Source organism: Mesorhizobium cantuariense, from assembly GCF_042647205.1.
Classification (GTDB): Bacteria; Pseudomonadota; Alphaproteobacteria; order Rhizobiales; family Rhizobiaceae; genus Mesorhizobium; species Mesorhizobium cantuariense.
In genome coordinates this window covers 6,870,368-6,896,234 of record NZ_JBHRVD010000001.1, presented here as the reverse complement: position 1 = coordinate 6,896,234, position 25,867 = coordinate 6,870,368, and the positions used below count along the sequence as shown (strand labels likewise).

The following is a 25,867-nucleotide window of genomic DNA, read 5'->3' as shown; positions in this document are numbered from 1 at the left end:
GGCGAATCGCAGGGCGCACCGGTAAGTCTTTGCCGCCCGGTTAGCGGGCCGTCAGGGTGTTGCGACCTATAGGGGGACTTGCACGCCATGACAAGCAAGCCGTTCTGTCAGCCGTCACGCAAATGCCGAGGTAGCCATGGAAAGCCAGACCATCGTCGAAGCCCTGCTGCTCGGCCTGCTGGAGGGGCTGACCGAGTTCATCCCGGTGTCGTCGACCGGCCATATCCTGCTCGCCGGCCATTTCCTCGGCTTCCACTCGACCGGCAAGGCCTTCGAGATCCTGATCCAGCTTGGTGCGATCCTGGCGATCCTGAGCGTCTATTTCCGCCGGCTGTGGCAAATGCTGCTCGACCTGCCGCATGACCGGCTGACGCGGCATTTCGCCATCGGCATCCTCATCGCCTTCCTGCCGGCGGCGATCATCGGCGCGCTGGCGCATGATTTCATCAAGACGGTGCTGTTCGAATCGCCAAGGCTGATCTGCATCATGCTGATCATCGGCGGCGTCGTGCTACTGGCTGTGGACCGCATGAACTTCAAGCCCGTCTACCGCGACGTCGAGCGGTTCCCGACCCGGCTTTACCTGCAGATCGGGCTTTTCCAGTGCCTCTCGCTGATCCCCGGCACCTCGCGCTCGGGTTCAACGATCGTCGGCGCGCTGCTTTTGGGCGTCGACAAGCGGGCGGCGGCGGAATTCTCCTTCTTCCTCGCCATCCCGACCATGGTCGGCGCCTTCGCCTTCGACCTGTTCAAGAACCGCGACGTGCTGAGCAGCGCCGACCTGCCGATCATCGCTGTCGGCTTCGTCGCCGCCTTCGTCACGGCGCTCATCGTCGTGCGCTTCCTGCTCGATTACGTCTCGCGCAAAGGCTACGCGCTGTTCGGCTGGTGGCGGCTGGTGGTCGGCGGTGTCGGACTGGTGGCGTTGATGATCTGGGGGTGAGCTTACCCTCCCCCTTGTGGGCATATGCGCTAAGATAGGTGTTGCAGTGGGGAATCGGTTGTGATTCTACGCTGCGATGACTCACGAATCGCTTGTAGATGACGGCTGGGCCGAGACGATTGAGCTCCTCGGCGGTGAAGAGTTGATTGCAGGGAGTGCCCGCGAGACGAAGGCGTTTCTGCGGCCGCGGGGCGTCAGGTCGGCTACTGATCTGTTGCGCCTGACACTGGCTTACTGCCTTGGCAAGGTGGGCATGCGGGGCGTCGTGGCCTGGGCGGCGGCAAGCGGGATCGCCGACATCTCGGACGTGGCGTTGCTCGGCCGGCTGCGCAATGCAGGGCCGTGGCTGCAGCAGTTGATCGGGCACCTTTTGAAGCGCGAGGAGGAAGGCTTGCCTAAGGGCCGGCTGATCCGCATCCTCGATGCGACATCGGTTGCCAAGGCGGGTGTGCATGAGAAGAAGAACAATGGCCTTTGGCGTATGCACTGCGCCTTCGATCTTGAGCGCGAGCAGTTCGATTTCCTCGAGATCACCGACCAGAGCGAGGCCGAGCTGATCGACCGCGTGCCGGTGGTGCCGGGCGAGATCCGCATCGGCGACCGCGCCTATCTGCAGGCCGAGCGGATCGCAAAGGTCATGGCGCAAGACGGCGACGTTGTCGTGCGCGCGCCGTGGAAGAATGTGCGATGGCTCGACGCCAACGGCAAGGCGTTCGATCTCATCGGCCACCTGAAGAGCTGCCGGGAGGAGGTCATCGAAACGCCTGTCTGGCTGGGCCTCAAGAAGGGCGAGCCCCTGAAGATGCGCCTGATCGCCTTGCGCAAATCCGAGGCTGCGACACAAGAAGCGCGGCGCAAAATCAACAAGGAAGCCAAGGCCAAGGGCAAGCAGGTTCAACCGGAGACGCTGATTGCCGCCGGCTTTGTCATCCTTGTGACCTCGCTTGACCAGGAGGAGTTTCCCTCCGGCACAGTTCTCAAGCTCTATCGCATGCGCTGGCGCATCGAGCTCGCCTTCAAGCGTCTGAAGAGCCTGATCGGACTGCGCGCGCCTCCAGCCAAAGACCCAAGGATCGCAAAGCCTTGGATTCTTGCCCACTTCCTCATCGCGCTTGTGACCGAACCCCTTTCGCAGGAGTTGGGTGTCTCTCCCCCTTGAGCGACGGGCGCCCGCTGCTGTGGCGCGCCACCCGCCAGATCGTCGCCTCTCTGATCGCAGCGATCTTTGCTCAACCTCCCTTGGCAGCCCTGCGCCAAAATCTCCATGCCTTGCGACATCGATGGCGTGAGCCACCACGAAAGCGCAAATTTCAGTCCATGCCGAAGCTATCTTAGCGCATATGCCCTTGTGGGGAGGGTCGATCCGCAAAGCGGATCGGGGTGGGGGTCGGCGCCATACCCCCGCCCCGCCAACGACGCTTCGCGTCCCTTGCTTGCCGACCCTCCCCACAAGGGAGAGGGTAAGCTACTCAATTCCTTCCATAAAACACGTTTTCGACATGCACCGGCCAGCGCCAGGGCAGCACCGCGACCATGTCGAAGCGCATCGACAGTCTGCCGTAGTCCGCTTGGCGTGACAGCCAGATGTCGGCCGCACCTTCTATGCGACGCTCCGATTCGTGACCGATCGCCTCCATGGCTTCCATCAGAGTGCGGCGCGCCTTGACCTCGACGAACAGCACCAGGTCGCCGCGCCGCGCGATTAGGTCGATCTCGCCGAAGCGCGTGCGATGGCGGCGCGCAAGGATCCTGTAGCCCTTCAGCATCAGCGCCGCAGCCGCCAGCCATTCGCCGCGGTGGCCGCGTCGATAGGCTTTCAGGCGGCTGGCGCTCGGGCGCTCAGCCACCATCCTCTCCGGAGGCATCCTTGAGTTCCAGCAGACGCCGATAGAGCGCCTGTTTCTGGCCGCCGGTCATTTTCGCGGCTTCCGCCGCCGCCTTGGAAGCCGGCATCTCGGCGGCGAGCGACAAAAGCAGGCGATCGATGTCGGCCGGTTCGTCGGCCTTGGCCTCGGCCGGACCGACGCAGACGACGATCTCGCCCTTTGGCGTATCGGCCGCCGCATAGTGGTCGGCCAGCACCTGCAGCGTGCCGGTGCGCATCTCCTCGAAGGTCTTGGTCAACTCCCTGCCGATAGCCGCCTTGCGCTCACCGCCGAGCGCTTCGACCATGGCAGCCAGGGAGTCGGCCAGCCGGCGCGGCGATTCGAAGAAGATCAGCGTCGCCGGCACTGCCTTCAGTGCCTCCAGCCGCGTCAGCCGCTGCCCTGTTTTTACTGGTAAGAATCCAGCGAACATGAAGGCATCGGAAGGCAGGCCGGACGCCGTCAGCGCGGCAAGTGGCGCCGACGGGCCGGGGATCGGCACGACGCGAATGCCGTGGTCGAGCGCCTCGCCGACCAGCCGGTAGCCGGGATCGGACACCAGCGGCGTGCCGGCATCGGAGATCAGCGCAATGCTCTGTCCGGCCTGGAGAGCCGCGATCAGCTTCGGCCCGGCCTCGCCGGCATTGTGCTCGTGATAGGCCGTGGTGCGGCGGCGGATGCCGTAGCGGTCGAGCAGCACGCGCGACACCCGCGTGTCCTCGCAGGCGACGATGTCGGCGGCGGCCAGCGTTTCCAGCGCGCGCAGCGTGATGTCGGCGAGATTGCCGATCGGCGTCGCCACCAGATAGAGCGCCGGCTCCAGCGGCCGGGCCGCGATCTCCGTCTGACCGACCACATAGCTGCGCTTGCCCGTCTCGCCGGTCACTGATGCCTTCTCCATTCAGAACCTGTTTGGCACGGCTGACGTCGGCTTGCAAAAGCTGACGTTGCGTCTCCCCCGCCATTCCTTTGCCACAGTAGGGAACGAAACCAGCTACGGCAGATTTACCCCCTGATTCCCGAGGAGGACAGGATGGATAGCCTGAAGATACAGGACGCTTTCGAGCCCTATTATGCCGACCGCAAACGCGTTGCCGCACCCAGGGACAAGCGCCTGCCTGCCAAGACCGAGCACAGCCCGACCAAGCAGGCCGCCTTGCCTACGAACGTCAGGCTTTGCGACAACAAACCCGACAGCACGACGGAGCACTGACCGGACGATGCCCAATCGCTTCGATATCTTCATCACCCGTCTTGAAACAAAAAGCGCCCGCAACGGCGTGCCGCTACCCCCGGTAGGCGACCAGCACCGCGCCCCCCGCGATAAGGGCGACGCCAAGCCAGTTCGCTCCGGACAACCGCTCGCCGAGAAAGGCCGCGCCAAACACCGCCACAAGCACGACGCTTAGCTTGTCGATCGGCGCCACCTGCGCCGCATTGCCGATCTTCAGGGCGCGAAAGTAGCAGAGCCATGAGGCGCCTGTGGCCAGACCGGACAGGCCGAGGAACAGCCAGGTCTTTCCCGAGATCGTCGCCGGCGACTGGAACTGGCCGCTGGCAAGCAGGATCGCACCAAGCACCACCAGGATGATGATCGTGCGGATGAAGGTGGCGAAATCGGAATTGATGTTCTCGATGCCGACCTTGGCGAAGATCGCCGTCAAGGCCGCGAAGGCAGCCGACAGCAATGCCCAGAATTGCCAGGAGGTGACGGTCAGGTTCATGCTGGTGGCCTTCGCGGATAGCGTCTCAGCTGAGATACCGTGAAACGCGGGCCTTCAGAAGGCCAATCAGCTCCAGGTCCATGAATTCATAGTTATCAGGTATATCGAGACAAATGACGCGGGCCTTTTTCAAGCTCGTCTTGAATTTTTTCTGCAGCTTGGTGCGGTGCACCTTTTCCATGACGAAGATGATGTCGGCCCACGCCACCAGCTCATGCGTCAACGGCGTATCGGCATCATGGTTGGTTCCCGCCGACGCGACCTCGATATCCCCGCGTTTGGAGAACACCTGCTCGGCGGTCGGGCTGCGCAAGCGGTTCTGGCTGCAGACGAAGAGGATGTTCTTCAACAGCTTTGATCTTTGGTTTGACTATTGCCCCAGTCGAAAACCAAATCGTGCTCTGTCGAAGGCAATTACTCCTCCCATATTTCGCGTATAGTTTTTGTTAGAGGAATGTACTGGTCCATAGTAAGTCCATATAGCTCGAATTCTATCGAATCGTCTTTGACGATCGCTCTAAGCCTGATCCCTATGTAGGTTATAAAGCTGGTTAGAACGCTAAATTCGCTAAGATTGCTTATCTTTCTCCTGGCCAGGACTTTTCCATTTTTGATGAAAATCCCCTCTGCCTCGTAGAAATCTTCCTGTTCCGACGGTCTGGAGATCTCACCTAGTCCAAACTCGAACACATCATCCGTGTTCAATGTCCGCAGCGTCTCGTGGAATAGGAATTTCATCGAGGACCCATATTAGATGCGGCGCGACGCGCCTTCGGCCAAGCAAGCCGAACAATAGCATCCTTGCTCCAGTCGACAAATTGTCCACCCTACCGCGCCAGATCGGCGACCACGGCGTCGAGCACGATCATGCCGGCGGCCGTGGCGCGCAGGCGCGCATTGCCGATCGACGCCACCAGCCCCTCGCCCTGCAGCATCGACAGCAGCGCGCTCGACAGGCCGCGTCCGGAGAACGCCTCGTAGCGGGAGAGATCGATGCCCTCGGCCAGCCGCAGGCCCATCAGCAGGAACTCGTCGGCCTCCTCCGAGCGCGTCAGGATCTCGCCGCCGGTGACGCCGTGGCCCTTGGCCTCGACCAGATTGGCCCAGGTTTCCGGCATCCGCTCGGCGATCGTGACCGTGCGGCGGCCATTCTCGACGAAACGGCCATGCGCGCCGGGGCCGACGCCGACATATTCGCCATAGCGCCAGTAGGTCAGGTTGTGCCGGCTCTCGGCGCCCGGCCTGGCGTGGTTGGAAATCTCATAGGCCGGCAGACCATGCGCCGATGTGATCTCCTGCGTCAGCGCATAGAGGTCGGCGGCGTGGTCGTTGTCGGGAATGATGAATTTCTTCGCCGCATGCAGCGCGTGGAAAGGCGTGCCTTCCTCGATGGTCAGCTGGTAGAGCGACAGATGGTCGGCGGCATGGCCGATCGCCTGTTCCAGCTCCGATGCCCAAGCCTCCGGCGTCTGGCCGGGCCGGGCATAGATCAGGTCGAAGGAGAGCCTTGGGAATATTTCCCGCGCGAGCCCGATCGCGTGCAGCGCCTCATCGACATTGTGCAGCCGGCCGAGGAAGCGCAAATCCTTGTCGTTCAGCGCCTGCACGCCGAGCGAGACGCGGTTGACGCCGGCCGTCCGGTAGCCGCGAAAGCGTTCGGCCTCGACCGAGGATGGATTGGCCTCCAGCGTCACCTCGATGCCGTCAGGAACGGTCCAGTTCTTCGCCACCGCGTCCAGAACCCTGGCCACCGTTTCCGGTTTCATCAGCGACGGCGTGCCGCCGCCGAGAAAAATGCTGGTCACCTCGCGCGGCCCGGTGCGCTCGCGCATCGTCGCCAGCTCGGCCTCGAAGGCGCTGGCGAAGCGGTCCTGATCGACCGGCTGGTGGCGGACATGGCTGTTGAAGTCGCAATAGGGGCATTTGGCCGCGCAGAACGGCCAATGGACATAGACGCCGAAGCCAGGCGTCCGATCGAGCAGCATGCTCATGCCGAGCCCAATCTCGCTTTGGCGAATTTCTGGAAGGCGCGGGCGCGGTGCGACAGCGCCGTCAGCTGGCCGGGCTTCCAGCCGTGCTTTTCCTCAGCGCTCATCTCGCCAAAGGTTTTTTCGAAGCCATCGGGCAAAAACACCGGATCGTAGCCGAAGCCGAGCTCGCCGCGCGGCGGCCAGACCAGCGTGCCTTCGGCCTCGCCCCGATAATATTCCGCCTCGCCGTCAGGAAACGCCAGGCAGATGACGGCGACGAAGCGCCCCTTGCGCTGTTGCGGCAAGGCCGCGCCGACTTCCTGCAACGCCACTTCGGTGCGCTGCATGGCCATGCCGAAATCGCGCGATCCATCCGGGGTTTCGGCCCAGTTGGCGGTGTAGACGCCGGGCGCGCCGTCGAGCGCGTCGACGCACAGGCCGGAATCGTCCGACAGCGCCGGCAGGCCGGTCGCCTTGGCGGCGGCCAGCGCCTTGATGTAGGCGTTCTCCTCGAAGGTGGTGCCGGTTTCATCCGGCTCCGGCAGATCATACTCCTTGGCCGATTTGGCTTCGAAGCCGAACGGCCCCATCAGGTCGGCGAATTCGCGCAGCTTGCCTTCATTGTGGCTGGCGACGACGATCTTCTTGCCATCAAGAGAATGCATCAAAGGCCCCAGATTCTTGGCTCGGCAAATTCGATCGAATTGCCCGAGGGGTCGCGTATATAGATCGAACGGCCGCCCTGCGGCCACTCGAATTCGCTTTCGATGGCGATGTTTTTCGCCTCAAGATGCGCTTTCCAGCGCATGATTTCGTCGGCTGTCGCCGCAAAGCACAGATGGCCCTCGCCGACCGCGCCATGCGGCGGCACCGGCAGCCTGGCGTCGGGCGCCGGCGGCACTTTCGTCGCGTCGGCGTTGAAGACGAGCAGCACGCCCGGCCCGCAGCGGAAGAAGAGGTGGCGGCCTTCGACCTTGCCGAGGAGGGGGAGGCCGAGGATGCCGGTGTAGAAGGTTTCGGCGGCGGTTAGGTCGGTGACGTAGAGGGCTGATTCAAGGATGGCAGAGGGAGTCACGAGGCGCCCCCCTCTGACCTGCCGGCCATCTCCCCCTCAGGTGGGGAGATTGGCAGCTTCGACGCGTTCACGCATCCCGCGCCGCCGATGGTTGGCGAAGCCCCATCGGCTAGCTGATCTCCCCCCTTGAGGGGGAGATGGCCGGCAGGCCAGAGGGGGGCATTCACGCTCGGCATTCGAAACCTCAGGCCACCGCCATCTGTTGCAAACTCACCAGCCTCTGGATGCCTTTCTTGGCCAGACCCATCAATTCCGCGAACTGCTCTTCCGAGAAAGGCTCGCCCTCGGCGGTGCCCTGAATCTCGACGATGCCGCCCTTGCCGGTCATGACGAAATTGGCGTCGGTGCCGGCCGCGGAATCCTCGATATAGTCGAGGTCAATGACCGGCTGGCCGTCATGGATGCCGCAGGAGATCGCCGCGACATGGTCCTTCAGCACCTTGGCGACGCTGGCCATCTGGCGTGCTTCCATCCAGCGCAGGCAGTCATACAGCGCCACCCAGCCGCCGGTGATCGAGGCGGTGCGGGTGCCGCCATCGGCCTGGATGACGTCGCAGTCGACCGTGATCTGCTGCTCGCCCAGCGCCTGCAAATCGACCACGGCGCGCAAGGAGCGACCGATCAACCGCTGGATTTCCAGCGTGCGGCCGCCCTGCTTGCCGGCCGAAGCCTCACGGCGCATGCGCTCGCCGGTCGAACGCGGCAGCATGCCGTATTCCGCCGTCACCCAGCCTTTGCCCGAATTGCGCATCCAGCCCGGCACCTTCTCTTCGAGGCTGGCCGTGCACAGGACATGCGTGTCGCCGAACTTCACCAGGCATGAGCCTTCGGCATGCTTGGAGACGCCGCGCTCGAAGGAGATGGCACGCATTTCGTCGAATTGGCGTTTGGAAGGGCGCATTCAGGCTGCTTTCTCGTCATTTTCGGAATCTTGGCCGGCTTGTAACCGCATGGGACGCGTGGCGCAAAGGAAAATGGCCAGATGATCTGACACAGACACCGGGTGATCTCACAAAGACACCGGGTGATCTGGCACAGACACCGGGTTGCGCAGGCCGTAGCGAAGTCTATATCTTGGGCCGGAGGTTTTTGGCCGTATGACCAAGGCAGTCGATCCGAGTTCGCAGTCGCCGGCGCTTCAGTCGCTCGACATGCGCTCGCGCGACATCTTCCGGCGTATCGTCGATTCCTATCTCAGGGACGGTGAACCCGTGGGATCCCGCAGCCTGTCGCGCATCCTGCCGTCCTCGCTGTCGCCGGCCACCATCCGCAACGTGATGAGTGACCTCGAGCATCTCGGTCTGATCTACGCGCCGCACATCTCGGCCGGCCGGTTGCCGACGCAGGCCGGCCTACGTTTCTTCGTCGACGCCTTCATGGAGCTTGGCGACCTCTCCGACGAGGAGCGCCGCGCCATCGAGGCACAGGTGCGGGCGTCCGGCTCGGGTGCGACGCTGGAGCAGATGCTGACCGAGGCCAGCCAGATGCTGTCGGGCATGTCGCGCGGCGCCGGTCTGGTGCTGGCCGCCAAGAACGAGGTGGCGCTGAAGCACATCGAATTCATCCAGCTCGAACCGACCAAGGCGCTGGCGGTGCTGGTGTCGCAGAACGGCGACGTCGAAAATCGCGTCGTCGAGCTGCCCGCCGGCATCACCGTCTCGCAACTGCACGAGGCCTCGAATTTCCTCAACGCCCATATCCGTGGCCGCACGCTGGCCGAGGCGCGGATCGAGATTGCCCGCATCAAGGAAGAAACCAGGGCCGCACTCGACACGCTGTCGCAAGACCTGGTCGAGAAAGGGCTGGCGGTGTGGGCCGGCGCCGACAGCGGCCTGCCGGCGCGGCTCATCGTGCGCGGCCGCGCCAATCTGCTCGAAAATGTCACCGCGCAGGCCGACATCGAGTTGCTGCGCCATCTGTTCGAGGACATGGAGACGCAGGACGGTCTGATCCAGTTGCTCGACCTCGCCGAACAGGGGTCGGGCGTGCGCATCTTCATCGGCTCGGAAAACAAGTTGTTTTCGCTGTCGGGCTCGTCGCTGGTGGTCGCCCCCTATCGCGACAAGGACGCCCGCGTCGTCGGCGCGCTCGGCGTCATCGGCCCGACCCGGCTGAATTACGCGCGCATCGTGCCGATGGTGGATTACACCGCGCAGCTGATATCGCGCATGCTCCGTTAAGCTGATCTAACCGAGGAGACGACGATGGCGCTCGAAGAATTCAAGGCCCGGATCAGCCTGCTGCTCGAGGAAATGGTCAACCAGCCGGAGGACCAGCACGAAATCCAGGAGCAGTTGCGCGAAAAACTGCGGGAAATGCGCGCCATGGGCCTGCCGCTGCCGGCCGATCTCGTCGCACTGGAAAAACGCCTCGACGACGATTTCTACGCCGCCGGAACCTGAGGCTTGACGCTGGATACGGCACTTCAACTCATCGTGTAACGCGGAACGATCGACGAAACCTGCCGTTCCTGTCCTCAATACCAAATATCGGAGGACAGGATGATCCGTTTCGCCGGTCTGGCTATTTCCGCCACCCTGTTTGTCACCACAACGGCATTCGCCCAGCAGGCGGAGGAGCCCGTGCTGAAAGGTGCGGCCGCTTTCGGCGACTGGCGCGCCGACCGGCCGGGGGTGCGCCGCCTGATCAGGCCGAACGATCTGCCGAAGCCCAACGTCACCAAATCCACCTCGAACAGAGCTGGCCTGGCGGAACGGCCACAAGACGCCAAGCCGCAATTGCCGCCGGGCTTTTCGGCCGAATTGATCGCGTCGGGCATCGACAATCCGCGCGTCGTGCGCGTGGCGCCGAATGGCGACCTGTTCGTCGCCGACAGCGAGGCCAACCAGGTCCGCATCTACCGTCTGGCCGAGGGCAGCGCGACGGCAGCTGAGGACGGTATATTTGCCGGCAATCTCAACCAACCCTATGGCATCGCCTTCTATCCGCCGGGCAACGATCCGCAATGGGTCTATGTCGCCAACAGCGACAGCGTCGTGCGCTTTGCCTACCGCAATGGCGACCTGAAGGCATCAGGCGATCCGGAAACCATCGTCGACAACATCCCTGCCAGTCATCACTGGACCCGCGACATCGCCTTCTCGCCGGACGGCAAGACGCTTTATCTGTCGGTCGGCTCGGGATCGAACGTCGCGCAGAGCATGGGCAAGGAACCGGAGGGCGGCCTCGACGCCTGGGCGAAGTCGCAACCGTTGGGTGCTGCCTGGGGGTCCGAGGACGGCCGCGCCGATGTGCTGGCCTTCGACCCGGACGGCAAGAACGGCCGTATCGTCGCCACCGGCTTGCGCAACTGTTCGGGCATGACCGTGCAGCCGGCGACCGGCGCACTGTGGTGCGTCGTCAACGAGCGCGATGCGCTTGGCGACAATGTGCCGCCCGAATACGCGACCGTGGTCAAGGACGGCGCCTTCTATGGCTGGCCCTGGTACTATATCGGCAACAATGAGGATCCGCGCCACAAGGGCGAACGCCCCGATCTTGCCGGCGAGGTGACCATTCCCGATGTGTTGATGCAGGCGCATTCGGCGCCGCTCAACATCGCTTTCCACGATGGGAAGAATTTTCCGGCCGAATACAAGGGGGACGCCTTCGTCGCGCTGCATGGTTCATGGAACCGCGGCAACAGGACCGGCTACAAGGTGGTGAGATTGCTGTTCAGGGATGGCAAGCCGACCGGCGAATATGAGGATTTCATCACCGGCTTCGTCGTCTCCAACGGCGAGGTCTGGGGCCGGCCGGTCGGCGTGGCGGTGGCGAGCGACGGCGCACTGATCGTGACCGAGGACGGCAACGGCACCATCTGGCGTGTCACCCATGGCGACGGTCGCTCCTGAGCAATCTTACTGAGACGGAGCAGGCCCCCTCACCCGGATTGCCAAAACCGAATTGCAAACAGCAATCCGGGGCAATCCGACCTCTCCCCGAGGGGAGAGGAGGTCGCCGGCGCTTCCCTCTTCTCCCCATCGGGGAGAAGGTGGCCGCGAAGCGGCCGGATGAGGGGGCCTTCTTCCCGTGTTACAGCGATATCTGGTGCAATGGATTCCGACCCCTACGGAATTCAATTCTCGCCCGTTCCATGCGACAAGGCATTCTGATTTGAGACGAATGACATGACCCTCACCGGATTCCTCGCCTACAGTGCCGCTCTCGGCATCGCCGCCGCCATTCCTGGCCCCGGCATCACCGCGCTGGTCGCGCGTGCGCTCGGCTCCGGCTTCCGCTCGTCGCTGGCGATGTCCTTTGGCCTGATGGTTGGCGACATCACCTATCTGACCGCCGTGGTGCTTGGCCTCGCCTTCGTCGCACAGAGTTTCGGCATGGTCTTCCTCGCCATCAAATGGCTCGGCGTCGCCTACCTCGCCTTCCTCGGCTGGCGTTTCTGGAACAGCGGCATCACGTCCGAGACCGTCGAGGCGAGGAAAGGCAAAAGCGGGCTGCTGTCGAGCTTCGTCGCCGGCCTGACCGTCACGCTCGGTAATCCGAAGACGATGATCTTCTACCTCGCGATCACGCCGACCATCGTCGACCTGAAGACCATCACGCTGGCCGATTACGGTATCCTCGTCGCGCTGACGGTCGTCGTGCTGTTGGTGGTGCTGGTGCCGTATCTGGCGCTGGCGGCCAAGGCGCGCTGGTTCCTGAAGTCGCCGCGCGCGCTCAAGGCGCTGAACCGCACGGCCGCCGGCTTCATGGTCGGTGCTGCTGCGGCGATTGCCGCCCGCCAATAGCGGGCTTTCGGCCAAAGCATTTCGCAAACAGGCCTTTGCGGGAAATGCTTTTCCGGGACGGGGACGTTTTAGACACAGGTCCCACTCGGATATTTTCTGCCGACAGTCTATCTTGCGCGGCCGAAGGTCCTATCTTGCCATTTGCCTGAAATTCTGGGAGCGAAACCAATGAACAAGCCCGTCACACCAGCCCGCGTGCCCGGTCGCGGCCGCGTCTACGATTCCATCACCGATACGATCGGCGACACGCCGCTGGTGCGGCTCGACAAATTCGCCAAGGAAAAAGGCATCGTCGCCAATCTCATCGCCAAGCTCGAATTCTTCAATCCAATCGCTTCGGTCAAGGACCGTATCGGCGTGGCGATGATCGAGGCGCTGGAGGCATCCGGCAAGATTTCTCCCGGCAAGACCACGCTGATCGAACCGACGTCCGGCAACACCGGCATCGCGCTTGCCTTCGCCGCCGCCGCCAAGGGCTACAAGCTGATCCTGACGATGCCGGAAACGATGTCGACCGAGCGCCGGAAAATGCTGGCGCTGCTCGGCGCCGAACTGGTGCTGACCGAGGGCCCGAAAGGCATGAAGGGCGCCATCGCCAAGGCCGACGAACTGGCGGCGACGATCCCCAATGCGATCATCCCGCAGCAGTTCGAGAATCCGGCCAACCCGGAAATCCATCGCACGACGACGGCCGAGGAAATCTGGAACGATACGCATGGCGAGGTCGATATCTTGGTCGCCGGTATCGGCACCGGCGGCACCATCACCGGCGTCGGCCAGGTGCTGAAGAAGCGCAAGCCTTCGGTGCATGTCGTCGCTGTCGAGCCTGAATCCTCGCCGGTGCTGTCGGGTGGCCAGCCCGGTCCACACAAGATCCAGGGCATCGGCGCCGGCTTTGCGCCCAAAATCCTCGACACGACGATCTATGACGAGATCGTCAAGGTTTCGAACGAGGATTCCGTCGCCAATGCCCGCCTCGTCGCCCGCCTCGAAGGCGTGCCGGTCGGCATCTCGTCGGGCGCCGCCCTGCAGGCAGCCATCGTCGTCGGCTCGCGGCCGGAGAACAAGGGCAAGAACCTTGTGGTGATCATCCCGTCCTTCGCCGAGCGCTATCTGTCAACGATCCTGTTCGAGGGGTTGGGATCGTAGTCCGATGCTTCTTCGTGGCTAAGCTGGCCCGTTGAAAAACCGTCCGTGGCCGTCATCAGCGGCTTGAGCGCGACATCGCTTCCGGTTCATATCGCCCCGGCCTGCTTTGCGCGGGCTGGGGAGGATTTCATGTACAAGCTCTACACCCGTCCGGGCAGCGGCGGCTTCGTCGTCGAGGCGGCGCTGGCGCTGGCAAATGCGCCGTTCGAGCAGATCGATGTGCCGAAGACGGACCGGCCCGATCCGGCCTTCCTCGACATCAGTCCGTTGAACCAGGTTCCGGTGCTGACCTTGCCGGACGGAAGCTCGATGACCGAATCGGCGGCGATCTGCATCCTGCTTGCAGAGCGTCACCCCAATGCCGGCCTGGCGCCAGCTGTCGACGCGCCTGCCCGCGCCGACTTCCTGCGCTGGATGACTTTCATGTCGTCGGTGCTCTATCCGGCGGTGCTGCGTTTCTACTACGCGTATCGATACACGGCCGATGCCGATGGCACCAAAGCCGTCAAACAGGCAGCCGTGGCCGAGATGGATCGCGGCTTTGCCGTTCTTGATGCCGCTCTCGAAGGCCGTGACTGGCTGGTCGGCGACCTGATGTCGCTGGCCGACATCTATCTGGTCATGCTGGTGGCCTGGCATCCCGACGTCGACAAGGCGCGCGCGGCCTGGCCTGATATCGAGCGTCTGTGGTCGAAACTGCGCGAGAACCCCCTGATGAAGACGCTCAACACATCGCATGAGATGTGGCCAAGCTGAACGGACGGCCGGTGGCGAGGTTCAATTTCTGAGGACTGCCCGTTTTCCCTGCAGGAAGCGGCGCACCGCCGGGTCGCGTTCGAGACCGATCGCCCGGTCATAGGCCTCGGTTGCCTGTGGCACCTGACCGAGCCTGGCCAGGAGACCGGCGCGTGCTGCCCAATAGGGCTGATAGTCATCAAGCCGCTTGTCGTCGCCCAGCACGTAAAGGGCCGCCAATCCCGCCACGGCGCCCTCGGCCTCGGCGATCGCCACCGCGCGGTTGATCGCCACCACCGGTGATCCTGCGATCGAAAGCAGCGCGTCGTAGAGTTCGCGGATCGCCACCCAGTCGGTGCGGCCGGTCAGCCGGCGTGCCGCATGTGCGGACTGCACGGCTGCCTCAAGCTGGTAGCGGCCGATGACGCCCCTGGCGGCGGCGTGGGAAAGCAGCGCCTCGGCCTCATCGATGAGGGCGCGGTCCCATAAAAGGCAATCCTGTTCCGCCAGCGGCACGAAGTCGCCTTCGGCACTGCGCCGTGCGGCGCGGCGCGCCTCGGCAAACAGCATCAGCGACAAGAGGCCAAGCGCCTCGGGCTCCTCCGGCAACAGCGAAGCCACCAGGCGGCCGAGCCATATGCCTTCGGTTGCCAGATTGCGGCGCCGCGTTTCGGTGCCCGCCGGATCGGACCAGCCTTCGGCGAAGGCGGCGTAGATCGCTTCCAGCACCGCATCCAGCCGTTCGCCGAGCTCGGCCCGCTCCGGCACGCGGAACGGAATGCCGGTTTCACGGATGCGGGTCTTGGCGCGCACCAGGCGCTGGCCCATCGTTGCCGGCGAGACCAGGAAGGCAGAGGCGATCGTTGCCGCGTCAAACCCGAGCACGGTCTGCAGGATGAGCGGCGAACGCACGCTCGATTCGATCGCCGGATGGGCGCAGGCGAACATCAGCCGCAGCCGTTCGTCGGGCAGGTCTTCGTCGGTCATGCGTGCCTCCGCCTCCTCGGCAATCAGCTTGAGATGCTCGCGGCCAGCCTCGCTGGTCAGCCGCCGCCGCACCGCATCGACGCGACGCCGCCCTGCCACCGCCAGCAGCCAGGCTTCCGGCTTTTCCGGTACGCCGGTTCGCGGCCAGCGTTCGAGCGCCGCGGCAAAGGCGTCGGCCAGCGCGTCCTCGGCGCCGGCCACGTCGCGCGTGCGCGCCGCGAGCCAGGCGACAAGCTTGCCGTAGCTTTGCCGGGCGGCCGCCTCGGCGGCCGCCCGGGCGATCTCCGGGCGACTGTCCATCACATCGTCATCTCTCAGACAGGTACTCGGTCAGTTCCCAGATCGGCCGCAGCTCGACAGTGCCGGTGCTGGCCGCCGGGCAGCGCGCCGCCCAGGCGATCGCGGCGTCGGCATCCTCGGCCTCGATCATGTAGAAGCCTGCAAGCTGCTCCTTGGTGTCGGCATAGGGGCCGTCGAGGACGTTGGTCTTGCCACCGGCCACCCGAACCGAGGTGGTCACCTGACTCGGGCGCAGCCGGTCGCCGGCCAGCCACGCGCCGGACTTCTTCAGGGCTTCGGTATAGGCGCCATAGGCGGCACTCATCTGGTAGGTCGCCTCGGCCGGTGCATTCGCCATCGCGGCTTCGTCGGCGTAGATCAAAATCATGTATCGCATGGTCTTCTCCCGTTGTTTCGAAGGCCGCTTCGTTGCGAGCCGGACGTATGTCGCGCGGCAGCAGCCGATTTCGACAGGCAGTTCAAAAAAACTTTCGGCTCCGATGGCTTTTTGCGCAAGCCGCCATCTGTGTCCTGATCCCTCAACCGTTCGTCTAACGAGCGCAATTGCGGGTTGGCATTTGCGGCCCGCTGTCTAAACTCGCCCCGGTTCGCTTCCAGGGAGGCGGTGCGGTCGTCGATATTTCAGGGAGGAAATCAGATGTTGCATTTCAGAACGAAATTTGTTGCGGCCGGCGCGGTGGCGCTTTCGCTTGGCCTGGGCGCTGTCTCAGCCAAGGCGCAGGAATTCATCAATGTGCTGACCGGCGGTACGTCCGGCGTCTACTATCCGCTCGGCGTCGCGCTGTCGGAGATCTACGGCAAGGGCATCGAGGGCGCGCGCACCCAGGTGCAGGCGACCAAGGCTTCGGTTGAAAACCTCAATCTGCTGCAGCAAGGCAAGGGCGAGATCGCCTTTGCACTCGGCGATTCCGTCAAGATGGCCGCCGAAGGCAACACTGAGGCTGGTTTCCCCGGCAAGCTCGACAAACTGCGCGGCATCGCCGCCATCTATCCCAACTACATCCAGATCGTCGCCAGCCAGGAGTCCGGCATCAAGACGCTGGCCGACCTCAAGGGCAAGAGCCTGTCGGTCGGCGCGCCGGCGTCCGGCACCGAACTCAACGCCCGCGCCATCTTCGCCGCCGCCGGGCTGAAATACGAGAATCTCGGTCGGGTCGAATATCTGCCCTTCGCCGAATCGGTCGAGCTGATCAAGAACCGCCAGCTCGACGCCACGCTGCAATCGGCCGGGCTCGGCGTCGCCTCGATCCGCGACCTTGCCACCTCCGTGCCGATCAATGTCGTGGCGGTGCCGGCACAGGACGTCGCCAAGATCGGCTCGCCCTATCTTTCGGTGGTCATTCCCAAGGGCACCTATGAGGGCCAGAGCGAGGACGTCGCAACCGCCGCGGTCGGCAATTTCCTCATCACCCGCGCCGATGTCTCCGACGAGACCGCCTACCAGATGACCAAGCTGATATTCGACCATCTCGACCAGCTTGCCGCGGCACATGCCGCCGCCAAGGCGATCGACCCGGCCAAGGCACTCGACGGCATGCCGGTGCCGCTGCACCCCGGCGCGGAACGGTATTACAAGGAGAAGGGGCTGCTGAAGTAAGTGGGCATAGCCCGGCAATCCGACATGTCTTCGCTAAGCACCCCCCTCTGCCCTGCCGGGCATCTCCCCCTCAAGGGGGGAGATTGGCCGTCACCACACCCTTCGCCAATCGCTGACGTTGCAGGACGAACGCCGACATCGATGCTGCCGATCTCCCCCCTTGAGGGCATATGCGCTAAGATAGCTTCGGCATGGACTGAAATTTGCGCTTTCGTGGTGGCTCACGCCATCGATGTCGCAAGGCATGGAGATTTTGGCGCAGGGCTGCCAAGGGAGGTTGAGCAAAGATCGCTGCGATCAGAGAGGCGACGATCTGGCGGGTGGCGCGCCACAGCAGCGGGCGCCCGTCGCTCAAGGGGGAGAGACACCCAACTCCTGCGAAAGGGGTTCGGTCACAAGCGCGATGAGGAAGTGGGCAAGAATCCAAGGCTTTGCGATCCTTGGGTCTTTGGCTGGAGGCGCGCGCAGTCCGATCAGGCTCTTCAGACGCTTGAAGGCGAGCTCGATGCGCCAGCGCATGCGATAGAGCTTGAGAACTGTGCCGGAGGGAAACTCCTCCTGGTCAAGCGAGGTCACAAGGATGACAAAGCCGGCGGCAATCAGCGTCTCCGGTTGAACCTGCTTGCCCTTGGCCTTGGCTTCCTTGTTGATTTTGCGCCGCGCTTCTTGTGTCGCAGCCTCGGATTTGCGCAAGGCGATCAGGCGCATCTTCAGGGGCTCGCCCTTCTTGAGGCCCAGCCAGACAGGCGTTTCGATGACCTCCTCCCGGCAGCTCTTCAGGTGGCCGATGAGATCGAACGCCTTGCCGTTGGCGTCGAGCCATCGCACATTCTTCCACGGCGCGCGCACGACAACGTCGCCGTCTTGCGCCATGACCTTTGCGATCCGCTCGGCCTGCAGATAGGCGCGGTCGCCGATGCGGATCTCGCCCGGCACCACCGGCACGCGGTCGATCAGCTCGGCCTCGCTCTGGTCGGTGATCTCGAGGAAATCGAACTGCTCGCGCTCAAGATCGAAGGCGCAGTGCATACGCCAAAGGCCATTGTTCTTCTTCTCATGCACACCCGCCTTGGCAACCGATGTCGCATCGAGGATGCGGATCAGCCGGCCCTTAGGCAAGCCTTCCTCCTCGCGCTTCAAAAGGTGCCCGATCAACTGCTGCAGCCACGGCCCTGCATTGCGCAGCCGGCCGAGCAACGCCACGTCCGAGATGTCGGCGATCCCGCTTGCCGCCGCCCAGGCCACGACGCCCCGCATGCCCACCTTGCCAAGGCAGTAAGCCAGTGTCAGGCGCAACAGATCAGTAGCCGACCTGACGCCCCGCGGCCGCAGAAACGCCTTCGTCTCGCGGGCACTCCCTGCAATCAACTCTTCACCGCCGAGGAGCTCAATCGTCTCGGCCCAGCCGTCATCTACAAGCGATTCGTGAGTCATCGCAGCGTAGAATCACAACCGATTCCCCACTGCAACACCTATCTTAGCGCATATGCCCTTGAGGGGGAGATGCCCGGCAGGGCAGAGGGGGGCGCCTCGCACTACAATTCGCTCCTTTTGGAGACCGTCGGATGAGCGAAGCAACGTCTGCAACAACCGACAGCAAATCCACCACCTTCCATCTCCCTGCTGTCGAAGAGCAGGTCGAAGGCCTCCCGCCCGGCTTCGGCGACGGCCTTTCCGGCAAGGCCGCCTTTCTCATCGCCGTCGCCTTTTCCGTGTTCCAGATCTATGTCGCAGCCTATGGCAGCATTCCGAGCCAGGTGGTGCGGGCCATGCATGTCGGCTTCCTGCTGCTGCTTGGCTTTGGCCTGATCGCCAATCTGCGCACCAAAAGCATGCCGGCCAAAGCCATATTCTGGACGCTCGGTGTGCTCGGCTTCGGCACGGGTCTGTACAATTGGGTGTTCTATGCCGACCTCATCCGGCGCTCCGGCTTCCTGACCACGCCGGACCTGATCGTCGGCGCGGTGCTGGTGCTGCTGGTTTTCGAGGCTGCGAGGCGGCTGATGGGCCTGCCGCTGGCGGTCATCGCCTTCATCTTCCTCGCCTACTGCTTCGTCGGCAACCATCTGCCGCCGCCGTTCATTCATCGCGGTTATGATTTCGCCCAACTCGTCGACACCTTCGCCTACGGCACCGAGGGTATCTACGGCACGCCGATCTATGTTTCGGCTGCCTACATCTTCATCTTCGTCGTCTTCGCCGCCTTTCTCGAACGCGCCGGCATGATCGCGCTGTTCAACGATTTCGCCCTCGGCCTGGTCGGCTCCTGGCGCGGCGGCCCGGCGCAGGTCTGCGTGCTGTCGTCGGCGCTGATGGGCACCATTTCCGGCTCGGGCGTCGCCAATGTGGTGGCCAGCGGGCAGTTCACCATTCCGCTGATGAAGCGCTTCGGTTTCCGCTCGGCTTTTGCCGGCGCCGTCGAGGCGACCTCCTCGATGGGCGGCCAGATCATGCCGCCGGTGATGGGCGCCGTCGCCTTCATCATGGCCGAGACGCTGAACGTGCCTTATGCCGACGTGGTCAAGGCGGCGATCATCCCGGCGCTGCTCTATTTCGGCGCCTGCTTCTGGCAGGTGCATCTGGAAGCCGGCAAGGCCGGGCTGCACGGCATGGCCAAGGCGGACCTGCCCAACCCGTGGGACGCGGTGCGGCAGCACTGGCCGCTGGTGCTGCCGCTCGCTGCCCTCATCTATCTGTTGTTCGCCGGCTATACGCCGATCTTCGCCGGCACGATGGGCCTGGCGCTGACCATCGTGCTCATCCTCGGCACACCGCTGGCGGCAGCGATCGGGCCGCTCGCCTTCCGCATCGTCTTCTGGTTGGCGCTGGGGTTTGCCGCCGCTTCATTCATGAAGTTCGGCGTCAACCTCCTCGGCCTGGTCATCGCCGCGCTGGTTGCCGCCTGCTTTACGTTCAAGGGCGGCCGCGAAACCCTGCAAATCTGCGTCGACTCTCTCGCAGAAGGGGCGAAGAACGCGCTGCCGGTCGGCATTGCCTGCGCCATCGTCGGCATCGTCATCGGCACGCTGACGCTGACCGGCATCGCCTCGACATTCATCGGCTGGATCATCTCGATCGGCGAGGACAATCTGTTCCTGTCGCTGGTGCTGACCATGGTCACCTGCCTGGTGCTCGGCATGGGCATCCCGACCATTCCCAACTACATCATCACCTCGTCTCTGGCCGGGCCGGCGCTGCTGGAGCTTGGGGTGCCGCTGCTGGTCAGCCACATGTTCGTCTTCTATTTCGGCATCATGGCCGATTTGACACCGCCGGTGGCGCTGGCCGCGTTTGCCGCCGCGCCCATGGCCAAGGAAAGCGGCCTGAAAATCGGCATCCAGGCGACCAAGCTTGCCATTGCCGGCTTCGTCGTGCCTTTCATGGCGGTCTACACGCCGGCGCTGATGTTGCAGGATGCCGGGCCGATCGCCGCCCAGTTCGGCTATCCCGTCGAGGTCGCCTACATCGTCGCCAAGGCGTGCATGGGCATCGTGCTGTGGGGCGCTGCCGCCGTTGGCTTCCTTATCAGCCGCATGGCGTGGTGGGAGCGGCTCGTCGCCTTCGCCGCCGGCGTGCTGCTCGTCGCCGCGGTGCCGCTCACCGATGAGGCGGGCTGGGTGCTGGCGCTTGCCTGGATCGGCTGGCACTGGTGGCGGGCACGGCCGGCCACCGCATGAGCCTGTGCATCCTTGCCGCCGGCAAGACGGTGGCACTCTCCGTCGCCGCCTTCACTTTGTCCTGGACGCATTCGGTGGAACGGACGCGTTGGGAGGAAGACTGGAAGGTCACGCCTATCGGCCTGCAGCTGGTCGAGGCGCGGATCAAGGGCTCGGGCGCCGGCATGGAACCGCCGGAAGGTGCGGTGCTGAAGAACGGCTGGTGGGTCTATGTGCCCAAGGTCGGCCCGCAGCGACGCGTCGTGCTCGCCGCCTCTGGCGCAACCGGCGACGGCTGGACGCTGTGCACGGTTCAGGGCTGCCGTGAACTGGGCAAGGCGGCCGGCAGCACCATCGTGCTGGAGCCATGCGAATCCACCGGTTCGAGCCAACCGCGATAGCGCACGATCAATGCGCTGAGCGGCGGCTCGTTCTCCAGCAGCCACACCCTCAGCCAAGGAACCGCTCCCGCATCTCGGCGGAAGGAACCTCGCAACTGTCCTTCCTGCCGAACAGCGCGTAGCGATTCTTGGCAACGCGATCGTAGAGCCAGTCGCGCAGCGGGCGCGGCAGCAACAGCAGAGCCTTCATCGCCCGCCACGGCCAGCCGAGTTCCGACATCACGGCAACGAAGCTGTCGAGCCGCGTGAGGGCGACGCCGTCGATCAGGACGAGATTGGTTTCGTAGGAGTCCGTGCGCAGCCCGTGCTTCCTGAACAGCGCTTCGCCGAATGGCGACTGCGCGGTGGCGAAGCGGAAGCGGCTTTGACGGTCGAGCCTGACCACCATGCGCACGAAGCCGGAGCACAGCACGCAGACGCCATCGAAGACAATCAGTGGATGGCGTGCATCGAAGGATGTTTCAGAGGGACGGCTTGACTTGCGACGGCTTGACTGGGGAAGGTCGGTCACGCGGGCCTCGGCTGCTTGTGCCCTGGGACACTAAGCCAGCCGGAGGCGGTATCAAAGCCGTGGCGATGTCGCACGCCGCCTGTCGGCGAGAGCGGGACGCTCGGCGCGATAGGTGGTGGCGCGGGTAGAGGCGGCCGGCCGGCAGATCCGGCTGTCGTGGCGATTTTCGAAAGCCATGATCAGTGCGCGCCTAGCGAGTTGCCGCGACGGGCGCAGGCCGGGCCGGGGCCGCGCATGTAATAGCGCTCGGGCCGATAGGTCGGCGCGACGAATTCGCGGATGGCGGCGGCATAGCCGATGAGGTGCGCGAGGAAGTTCATTTACCTTGTCCCTGTCCCGATTTTCGGATGTCCCTTCCGAATTGCGGTCATCATAGCGTCGAGGCGTGAATAGTCGGTGAACGTGATGTTAATATCTGGTCGAAAATGCCTTGGTTCGTGGCCGGAATGCGGCTGATTCGGGGTCTTTCGGTGCAGTTGGTCGGCATTCCGCCCAATGTGACTTTTCCATCACATATGTTTCGTTTGAATGTCGCCCGCGCGCGGTTCTGTTTCAACTTTTGCCGCGTCCGTGAAATTTCCGTGCTGGCGGCCAGAACGCCTCAGGCGCGCTTGCCATCCAGATCGGTGCGTGAGCGCGGAACTGGAGCGGGCTCTGTCCGTTCTCACCTTCATCTGGTTCTGGAAGGGAAGATATCATGGCGCCGCGTCCAGCCTGGAAGGGCTATTTGAAGCTGTCGCTGGTCACCTGTGCCGTCGAGCTGACCAATGTCGTCACCCACACCGAGAAGGTCTCGTTCCGGGTGCTGAACCGCAAGACCGGCAACACGGTGAAGCGCATCTATGTCGATTCCGAAACCGGCAAGCCGCTCGGCGACGACGACGAGATCAAGGGCTATGAAGTCAGCGACGGTGATTTCGTCCATATCGACGAAGACGAGATCGAGGCGGTGCAGATCGAATCCTCGCATACGATGGCGCTCGACGGGTTTGTCGACAAAGCCTCGATCCAGCAGATCTATCTCGACACGCCCTATTATGTCGCACCGGCCGACAAGGTGTCGGAGGAGGCGTTCGCCGTCATCCGGGATGCGATGGCGGGCAAGAAGATGGCCGGGCTGGCGCGTATCGTGCTCTATCAACGCGAGCGCCCGGTGGTCATCGAACCGCTGGGCAAGGGCATGGTGCTGACGACCCTGCGCTATGACAACACGGTGCGCCAGCCGGAGAGCGTGTTCGGCGACATCAAGGCGGTGAAGACCGATCAGGAGATGACCGATCTGGCCGAGCTGATCATCGACAAGAAGAAGGCAAAGTTCGATCCCTCGAAATTCGACGACAAATACGAAGACGCACTCCTCGAATTGATCCGCGCCAAGAAGGCCGGCAAGAAGGCGCCCGCGGCCAAGGCCGCGCCCAAACCCTCCAATGTCGTCAATCTGTTCGATGCGCTGAAGAAGAGCCTGTCGTCGGACGGCGGCTCAGCGAAGGCGTCCTCTTCGGCGAAGGTCAAACGCGCCAAGCCGAAAGCCAGCGCGCCCAAACGCAAATCGGCCTGAGGACATCAAGAGATGGCCAGCCTCGAACAATATCACTCCAAGCGCGATTTCAAGAAGACCGCCGAGCCGGCCGGCAAGGTCGCACGCGGCAGGAAAGACAGTGCCGGCGGCATCTTCGTCATCCACAAGCACGCGGCGACGCGGCTGCACTACGACCTGCGGCTCGAACATGAAGGGGTGCTGTGGAGCTGGGCGGTGACGCGCGGCCCGAGCCTCGACCCGCACGAGAAGCGGCTCGCCGTGCATGTCGAGGACCACCCGATCGACTATGCGCCGTTCGAGGGCACCATCCCCAAGGGCGAATATGGCGGCGGTTCGGTCATCGTCTGGGACGAGGGCACCTGGACCCCCGAGATCGACCCGGCCAAGGCGATGAAGAAGGGTCATATCAGCTTCGAACTCAAAGGCCACAAGCTGCATGGTCTCTGGCATCTTGTGCGGCTGAAGCCCCGGGCGGGTGAAAAGCGCGACAACTGGCTGCTGATCAAGTCGGACGATGCCGCAGCGCGTCCCGGCGAGGACATCCTCAAGGAAGCGCCGGAATCGGTAAAGTCCGGCCTGACCATCGAGGAGGTCGGCGAGGGCAAGACCGCGAAGGGCGAGAAGCCAAAAGTCTGGCATTCCAACAAGCCGGCCGCCGCCAAGGCGAAGGCCGGGGTCAGAAAGCTCGAATTCATCGAGCCGCAGCTGGCCACGCTGGAGCGCGATGCTCCGCCGGGCAAGGACTGGCTGCACGAGGTCAAGTTCGACGGCTATCGCATGCAGGCGCAGATCGCCGGCACCGAGGTGCGGCTGCTGACCCGCACCGGCCTCGACTGGACGGAGAAATTCGGCGGCGAGATCATGGCGGAACTGGCCGGACTGAAATGCAGCGACGCCATTATCGACGGCGAGGTGGTCGTGCTGGCCGACAGCGGTGTTTCGTCGTTCGCGCTGCTGCAGCAAGACCTGTCGGCAAGGAGGACAAATCGCTTCATCTACTATGTCTTCGACCTGATGCGCCTCGACGGCGAGGATCTGCGCCGCGAGCCGCTGGTCGAACGCAAGCAGGCCTTGCAGGAGCTGTTGGCCAAGCAGCCGGAGAATGCGGCAGTCCGTTTCAGCGACCATTTTGCCGAGCCCGGCAAGATCATGCTGGAGCATGCCTGCCGCATGGGATTGGAAGGCGTCGTCTCCAAACGCGCCGATGCGCCCTACCGCGGCGGCCGCGGCCCCACCTGGGTGAAGTCGAAATGCACGGCCCGCCAGGAATTCGTCATCGGCGGCTATCTGCCGTCGGACAAGACCGGGCGCGGACTGCGCTCGCTGCTGGTCGGCTATCATGAGGGCGGCAAGCTGCATTACGCCGGCCGCGTCGGCACCGGCTTCTCCGCCAAGGGCGCCACCGATTTGAAGACAAAGCTCGATGCGCTAAAGGCAAAGTCGTCGCCGTTCGGCGCGGCCGTGCCGAAGGGCAAGGGCCTGGTCTGGGTCAAGCCGGAACTTGTCGGCGAAGTGGAGTTTCGCAGCTGGACGTCGGACCGTATAATACGCCACGCCTCGTTCCAGGGATTGCGCGAGGACAAGCCGGCGGAGGAAGTCGTGCAGGAAAAGCCGAAAGCGTCGACAGGCAAGGCAGCGACAGGCAAAGCGAAGCCGGCATCGGGCAGCGCGGCCAAGCCCGCCGGATCGATGACGACCACGGTAAAACTTTCCCACCCCGACAAGCTGCTGTGGCCGGACGAAAAAATATCCAAGCAAGGCCTGCTCGACCATTACGCGTCGGTGTGGCCGCGCATGGAGCAGTTCGTCGTCAACCGGCCGCTCAGCCTGGTGCGGGCACCGGACGGTATCGGCGGACAGCGCTTCTTCCAGAAGCACGCCTCGGCCGGCATGAGCGACAAGATCGCCCGCATGAAGGACCCGACCGACGGCGAGGAGATCCTGTTCATCCGGGATTTCGACGGCATTGCGGCACTTGTCCAGTACGGCGTGGTCGAGATCCACATCTGGGGCTGCACGACAGACAAGCTTGAACAGCCCGACCAGATCATCTTCGATCTCGACCCCGATGAAGGCGTCGACGTGAAAGCGGTGCGCGAGGCGGCACTCGACATCAGAGGCAAGCTCGATGAGCTGTCACTGCCGAATTTCGTCAAGACCTCGGGCGGCAAGGGTTTTCATGTGCTGGTGCCGCTGAAGCCGTCGGCGGATTGGGACGCGGTGAAGACTTTCGCCCATGATTTCGCCCGCGCGCTGGAGCAGGGTGCCCCCGACCGCTACACGGCGACGCTGTCGAAGAAGGCACGCACCGGAAAGATCTTCGTCGACTATCTGCGCAATGGCCGGGGCTCGACGACGGTCGCACCCTATTCGTCGCGCGCCAAGAAGGGCGCCACTGTGTCGATGCCGGCGACCTGGGCGGAGATCGAGGCCGGGCTGGCGCCGAACGCTTTTCCGATCGGCGACAAGACGACGCTTAAGCAGCTGGCGCAAGCCGATCCGTGGGCGGATTTTTTCGGGCGGGGGAAGGTGTTGAAGCGGGGGTGATGTCGTCGGATGCAGCGTCAGCCGAATTGCAGACGTAGCGATCCTTCGCACCCCCCTCTGTCCTGCCGGACATCTCCCCCGCAAGGGGGGAGATCGGCCGTTATCGCAGATTTCGCTAA

29 protein-coding genes are annotated in these 25,867 nt (G+C 63.7%); 14 read left to right on the top strand and 15 right to left on the bottom strand.

Annotated elements, in window-relative coordinates; genetic code table 11:
- The first annotated feature begins 136 nt into the window (after positions 1–136).
- Both ACFOJ9_RS33760 and ACFOJ9_RS33755 read left to right on the top strand, forming a co-directional pair.
- Positions 137–943, top strand: a complete 807-nt coding sequence (locus ACFOJ9_RS33760) for an undecaprenyl-diphosphate phosphatase (RefSeq protein ID WP_378985716.1) — start codon at positions 137–139, stop codon at positions 941–943.
- A 76-nt stretch (positions 944–1,019) separates the two neighbouring features.
- Positions 1,020–2,102 carry a transposase gene (locus ACFOJ9_RS33755; RefSeq protein WP_056580349.1) on the top strand — a complete coding sequence of 361 codons (1,083 nt, stop codon included), beginning with the start codon at positions 1,020–1,022 and terminating at the stop codon, positions 2,100–2,102.
- A gap of 310 nt (positions 2,103–2,412) precedes the next feature.
- On the opposite strand, the gene ACFOJ9_RS33750 is transcribed toward ACFOJ9_RS33755, so the two are convergent.
- Both ACFOJ9_RS33750 and rsmI read right to left on the bottom strand, forming a co-directional pair.
- Complete coding sequence (locus tag ACFOJ9_RS33750) at positions 2,413–2,790, bottom strand: YraN family protein (RefSeq protein ID WP_378985714.1); 378 nt, start codon at positions 2,788–2,790, stop codon at positions 2,413–2,415.
- Positions 2,783–3,694, bottom strand: coding sequence for a 16S rRNA (cytidine(1402)-2'-O)-methyltransferase (rsmI, locus tag ACFOJ9_RS33745; protein WP_378985712.1), 912 nt, complete (start codon positions 3,692–3,694; stop codon positions 2,783–2,785). The genes ACFOJ9_RS33750 and rsmI overlap by 8 nt, the downstream gene beginning before the upstream one ends.
- A gap of 147 nt (positions 3,695–3,841) precedes the next feature.
- Between rsmI and ACFOJ9_RS33740 the strand changes: the two genes are divergently transcribed.
- Positions 3,842–4,021, top strand: a complete 180-nt coding sequence (locus tag ACFOJ9_RS33740) for a hypothetical protein (protein ID WP_378985710.1) — start codon at positions 3,842–3,844, stop codon at positions 4,019–4,021.
- Between the two features lie 73 nt (positions 4,022–4,094).
- Here ACFOJ9_RS33740 and ACFOJ9_RS33735 read toward each other — a convergent pair whose 3' ends face one another.
- From ACFOJ9_RS33735 to rph, 7 genes are all read right to left on the bottom strand, one after another.
- Positions 4,095–4,532, bottom strand: a complete 438-nt coding sequence (locus tag ACFOJ9_RS33735; protein WP_378985708.1) for an EamA family transporter — start codon at positions 4,530–4,532, stop codon at positions 4,095–4,097.
- Positions 4,533–4,557: 25 nt separating this feature from the next.
- Complete coding sequence (locus ACFOJ9_RS33730; RefSeq protein WP_378985706.1) at positions 4,558–4,881, bottom strand: low molecular weight protein tyrosine phosphatase family protein; 324 nt, start codon at positions 4,879–4,881, stop codon at positions 4,558–4,560.
- Positions 4,882–4,946: 65 nt separating this feature from the next.
- Positions 4,947–5,237 (bottom strand): hypothetical protein, encoded by a 291-nt coding sequence (locus ACFOJ9_RS33725; RefSeq protein WP_378985704.1) that lies wholly within the window; start codon positions 5,235–5,237, stop codon positions 4,947–4,949.
- A 122-nt stretch (positions 5,238–5,359) separates the two neighbouring features.
- Positions 5,360–6,523 (bottom strand): radical SAM family heme chaperone HemW, encoded by a 1,164-nt coding sequence (hemW, locus tag ACFOJ9_RS33720; RefSeq protein WP_378985702.1) that lies wholly within the window; start codon positions 6,521–6,523, stop codon positions 5,360–5,362.
- Complete coding sequence (gene rdgB / locus ACFOJ9_RS33715; RefSeq protein WP_378985700.1) at positions 6,520–7,167, bottom strand: RdgB/HAM1 family non-canonical purine NTP pyrophosphatase; 648 nt, start codon at positions 7,165–7,167, stop codon at positions 6,520–6,522. The genes hemW and rdgB overlap by 4 nt, the downstream gene beginning before the upstream one ends.
- Positions 7,167–7,577 (bottom strand): VOC family protein, encoded by a 411-nt coding sequence (locus ACFOJ9_RS33710; protein ID WP_378985698.1) that lies wholly within the window; start codon positions 7,575–7,577, stop codon positions 7,167–7,169. The genes rdgB and ACFOJ9_RS33710 overlap by 1 nt, the downstream gene beginning before the upstream one ends.
- 184 nt (positions 7,578–7,761) lie before the next feature.
- Positions 7,762–8,478 (bottom strand): ribonuclease PH, encoded by a 717-nt coding sequence (gene rph / locus ACFOJ9_RS33705; protein ID WP_127261207.1) that lies wholly within the window; start codon positions 8,476–8,478, stop codon positions 7,762–7,764.
- 196 nt (positions 8,479–8,674) lie between these two features.
- On the opposite strand from rph, the gene hrcA reads away from it, so the two are divergent.
- The 6 genes from hrcA to ACFOJ9_RS33675 all read left to right on the top strand — a co-directional run bounded on the left by hrcA (position 8,675) and on the right by ACFOJ9_RS33675 (position 14,230).
- Positions 8,675–9,757, top strand: coding sequence for a heat-inducible transcriptional repressor HrcA (gene hrcA / locus ACFOJ9_RS33700; RefSeq protein WP_378985694.1), 1,083 nt, complete (start codon positions 8,675–8,677; stop codon positions 9,755–9,757).
- A gap of 24 nt (positions 9,758–9,781) precedes the next feature.
- The gene (locus ACFOJ9_RS33695; RefSeq protein WP_013892036.1) at positions 9,782–9,979 is read left to right on the top strand and encodes a hypothetical protein; all 198 of its coding nucleotides are present in this window, start codon (positions 9,782–9,784) and stop codon (positions 9,977–9,979) included.
- Positions 9,980–10,078: 99 nt separating this feature from the next.
- Positions 10,079–11,431 carry a PQQ-dependent sugar dehydrogenase gene (locus ACFOJ9_RS33690; protein ID WP_378985691.1) on the top strand — a complete coding sequence of 451 codons (1,353 nt, stop codon included), beginning with the start codon at positions 10,079–10,081 and terminating at the stop codon, positions 11,429–11,431.
- A gap of 276 nt (positions 11,432–11,707) precedes the next feature.
- Positions 11,708–12,325 (top strand): LysE family translocator, encoded by a 618-nt coding sequence (locus ACFOJ9_RS33685; RefSeq protein ID WP_378985689.1) that lies wholly within the window; start codon positions 11,708–11,710, stop codon positions 12,323–12,325.
- Between the two features lie 168 nt (positions 12,326–12,493).
- The gene (cysK, locus tag ACFOJ9_RS33680) at positions 12,494–13,474 is read left to right on the top strand and encodes a cysteine synthase A (protein ID WP_378985687.1); all 981 of its coding nucleotides are present in this window, start codon (positions 12,494–12,496) and stop codon (positions 13,472–13,474) included.
- Positions 13,475–13,603: 129 nt separating this feature from the next.
- The gene (locus ACFOJ9_RS33675; protein ID WP_378985685.1) at positions 13,604–14,230 is read left to right on the top strand and encodes a glutathione S-transferase family protein; all 627 of its coding nucleotides are present in this window, start codon (positions 13,604–13,606) and stop codon (positions 14,228–14,230) included.
- A 21-nt stretch (positions 14,231–14,251) separates the two neighbouring features.
- Here the strand turns inward: ACFOJ9_RS33675 and ACFOJ9_RS33670 are convergent, their stop codons facing one another.
- On the bottom strand, positions 14,252–15,496 hold the full coding sequence (locus tag ACFOJ9_RS33670; RefSeq protein ID WP_378985683.1) for an RNA polymerase sigma factor: 1,245 nt from the start codon (positions 15,494–15,496) through the stop codon (positions 14,252–14,254).
- Between the two features lie 7 nt (positions 15,497–15,503).
- Positions 15,504–15,872 carry a YciI family protein gene (locus tag ACFOJ9_RS33665; protein ID WP_378985681.1) on the bottom strand — a complete coding sequence of 123 codons (369 nt, stop codon included), beginning with the start codon at positions 15,870–15,872 and terminating at the stop codon, positions 15,504–15,506.
- Positions 15,873–16,133: 261 nt separating this feature from the next.
- On the opposite strand from ACFOJ9_RS33665, the gene ACFOJ9_RS33660 reads away from it, so the two are divergent.
- On the top strand, positions 16,134–17,093 hold the full coding sequence (locus tag ACFOJ9_RS33660; protein WP_378985679.1) for a TAXI family TRAP transporter solute-binding subunit: 960 nt from the start codon (positions 16,134–16,136) through the stop codon (positions 17,091–17,093).
- Between the two features lie 351 nt (positions 17,094–17,444).
- On the opposite strand, the gene ACFOJ9_RS33655 is transcribed toward ACFOJ9_RS33660, so the two are convergent.
- Entirely contained in the window at positions 17,445–18,527 is a 1,083-nt protein-coding gene (locus tag ACFOJ9_RS33655; protein WP_056580349.1) for a transposase, read from the bottom strand.
- A gap of 131 nt (positions 18,528–18,658) precedes the next feature.
- Between ACFOJ9_RS33655 and ACFOJ9_RS33650 the strand changes: the two genes are divergently transcribed.
- Both ACFOJ9_RS33650 and ACFOJ9_RS33645 read left to right on the top strand, forming a co-directional pair.
- On the top strand, positions 18,659–20,770 hold the full coding sequence (locus ACFOJ9_RS33650; RefSeq protein ID WP_378985677.1) for a TRAP transporter permease: 2,112 nt from the start codon (positions 18,659–18,661) through the stop codon (positions 20,768–20,770).
- Complete coding sequence (locus tag ACFOJ9_RS33645; protein WP_378988226.1) at positions 20,767–21,150, top strand: DUF1850 domain-containing protein; 384 nt, start codon at positions 20,767–20,769, stop codon at positions 21,148–21,150. The genes ACFOJ9_RS33650 and ACFOJ9_RS33645 overlap by 4 nt, the downstream gene beginning before the upstream one ends.
- Positions 21,151–21,199: 49 nt before the next feature.
- On the opposite strand, the gene ACFOJ9_RS33640 is transcribed toward ACFOJ9_RS33645, so the two are convergent.
- From ACFOJ9_RS33640 to ACFOJ9_RS33630, 3 genes are read right to left on the bottom strand one after another with little or no spacing between them, the layout of a single operon-like run.
- Positions 21,200–21,661, bottom strand: a complete 462-nt coding sequence (locus tag ACFOJ9_RS33640) for a thiol-disulfide oxidoreductase DCC family protein (RefSeq protein ID WP_378985675.1) — start codon at positions 21,659–21,661, stop codon at positions 21,200–21,202.
- Between the two features lie 51 nt (positions 21,662–21,712).
- Positions 21,713–21,838, bottom strand: a complete 126-nt coding sequence (locus tag ACFOJ9_RS33635; protein ID WP_281061741.1) for a hypothetical protein — start codon at positions 21,836–21,838, stop codon at positions 21,713–21,715.
- Between the two features lie 2 nt (positions 21,839–21,840).
- A complete protein-coding gene (locus tag ACFOJ9_RS33630; protein WP_013528645.1) occupies positions 21,841–21,981 on the bottom strand; it encodes a hypothetical protein in 141 nt (46 codons plus the stop codon).
- A 377-nt stretch (positions 21,982–22,358) separates the two neighbouring features.
- Here ACFOJ9_RS33630 and ku point away from each other — a divergent pair, with 377 nt between their 5' ends.
- Complete coding sequence (ku, locus tag ACFOJ9_RS33625; RefSeq protein WP_378985672.1) at positions 22,359–23,219, top strand: non-homologous end joining protein Ku; 861 nt, start codon at positions 22,359–22,361, stop codon at positions 23,217–23,219.
- Positions 23,220–23,231: 12 nt separating this feature from the next.
- Positions 23,232–25,748 (top strand): DNA ligase D, encoded by a 2,517-nt coding sequence (ligD, locus tag ACFOJ9_RS33620; protein ID WP_378985670.1) that lies wholly within the window; start codon positions 23,232–23,234, stop codon positions 25,746–25,748.
- Positions 25,749–25,867: the final 119 nt, after the last annotated feature.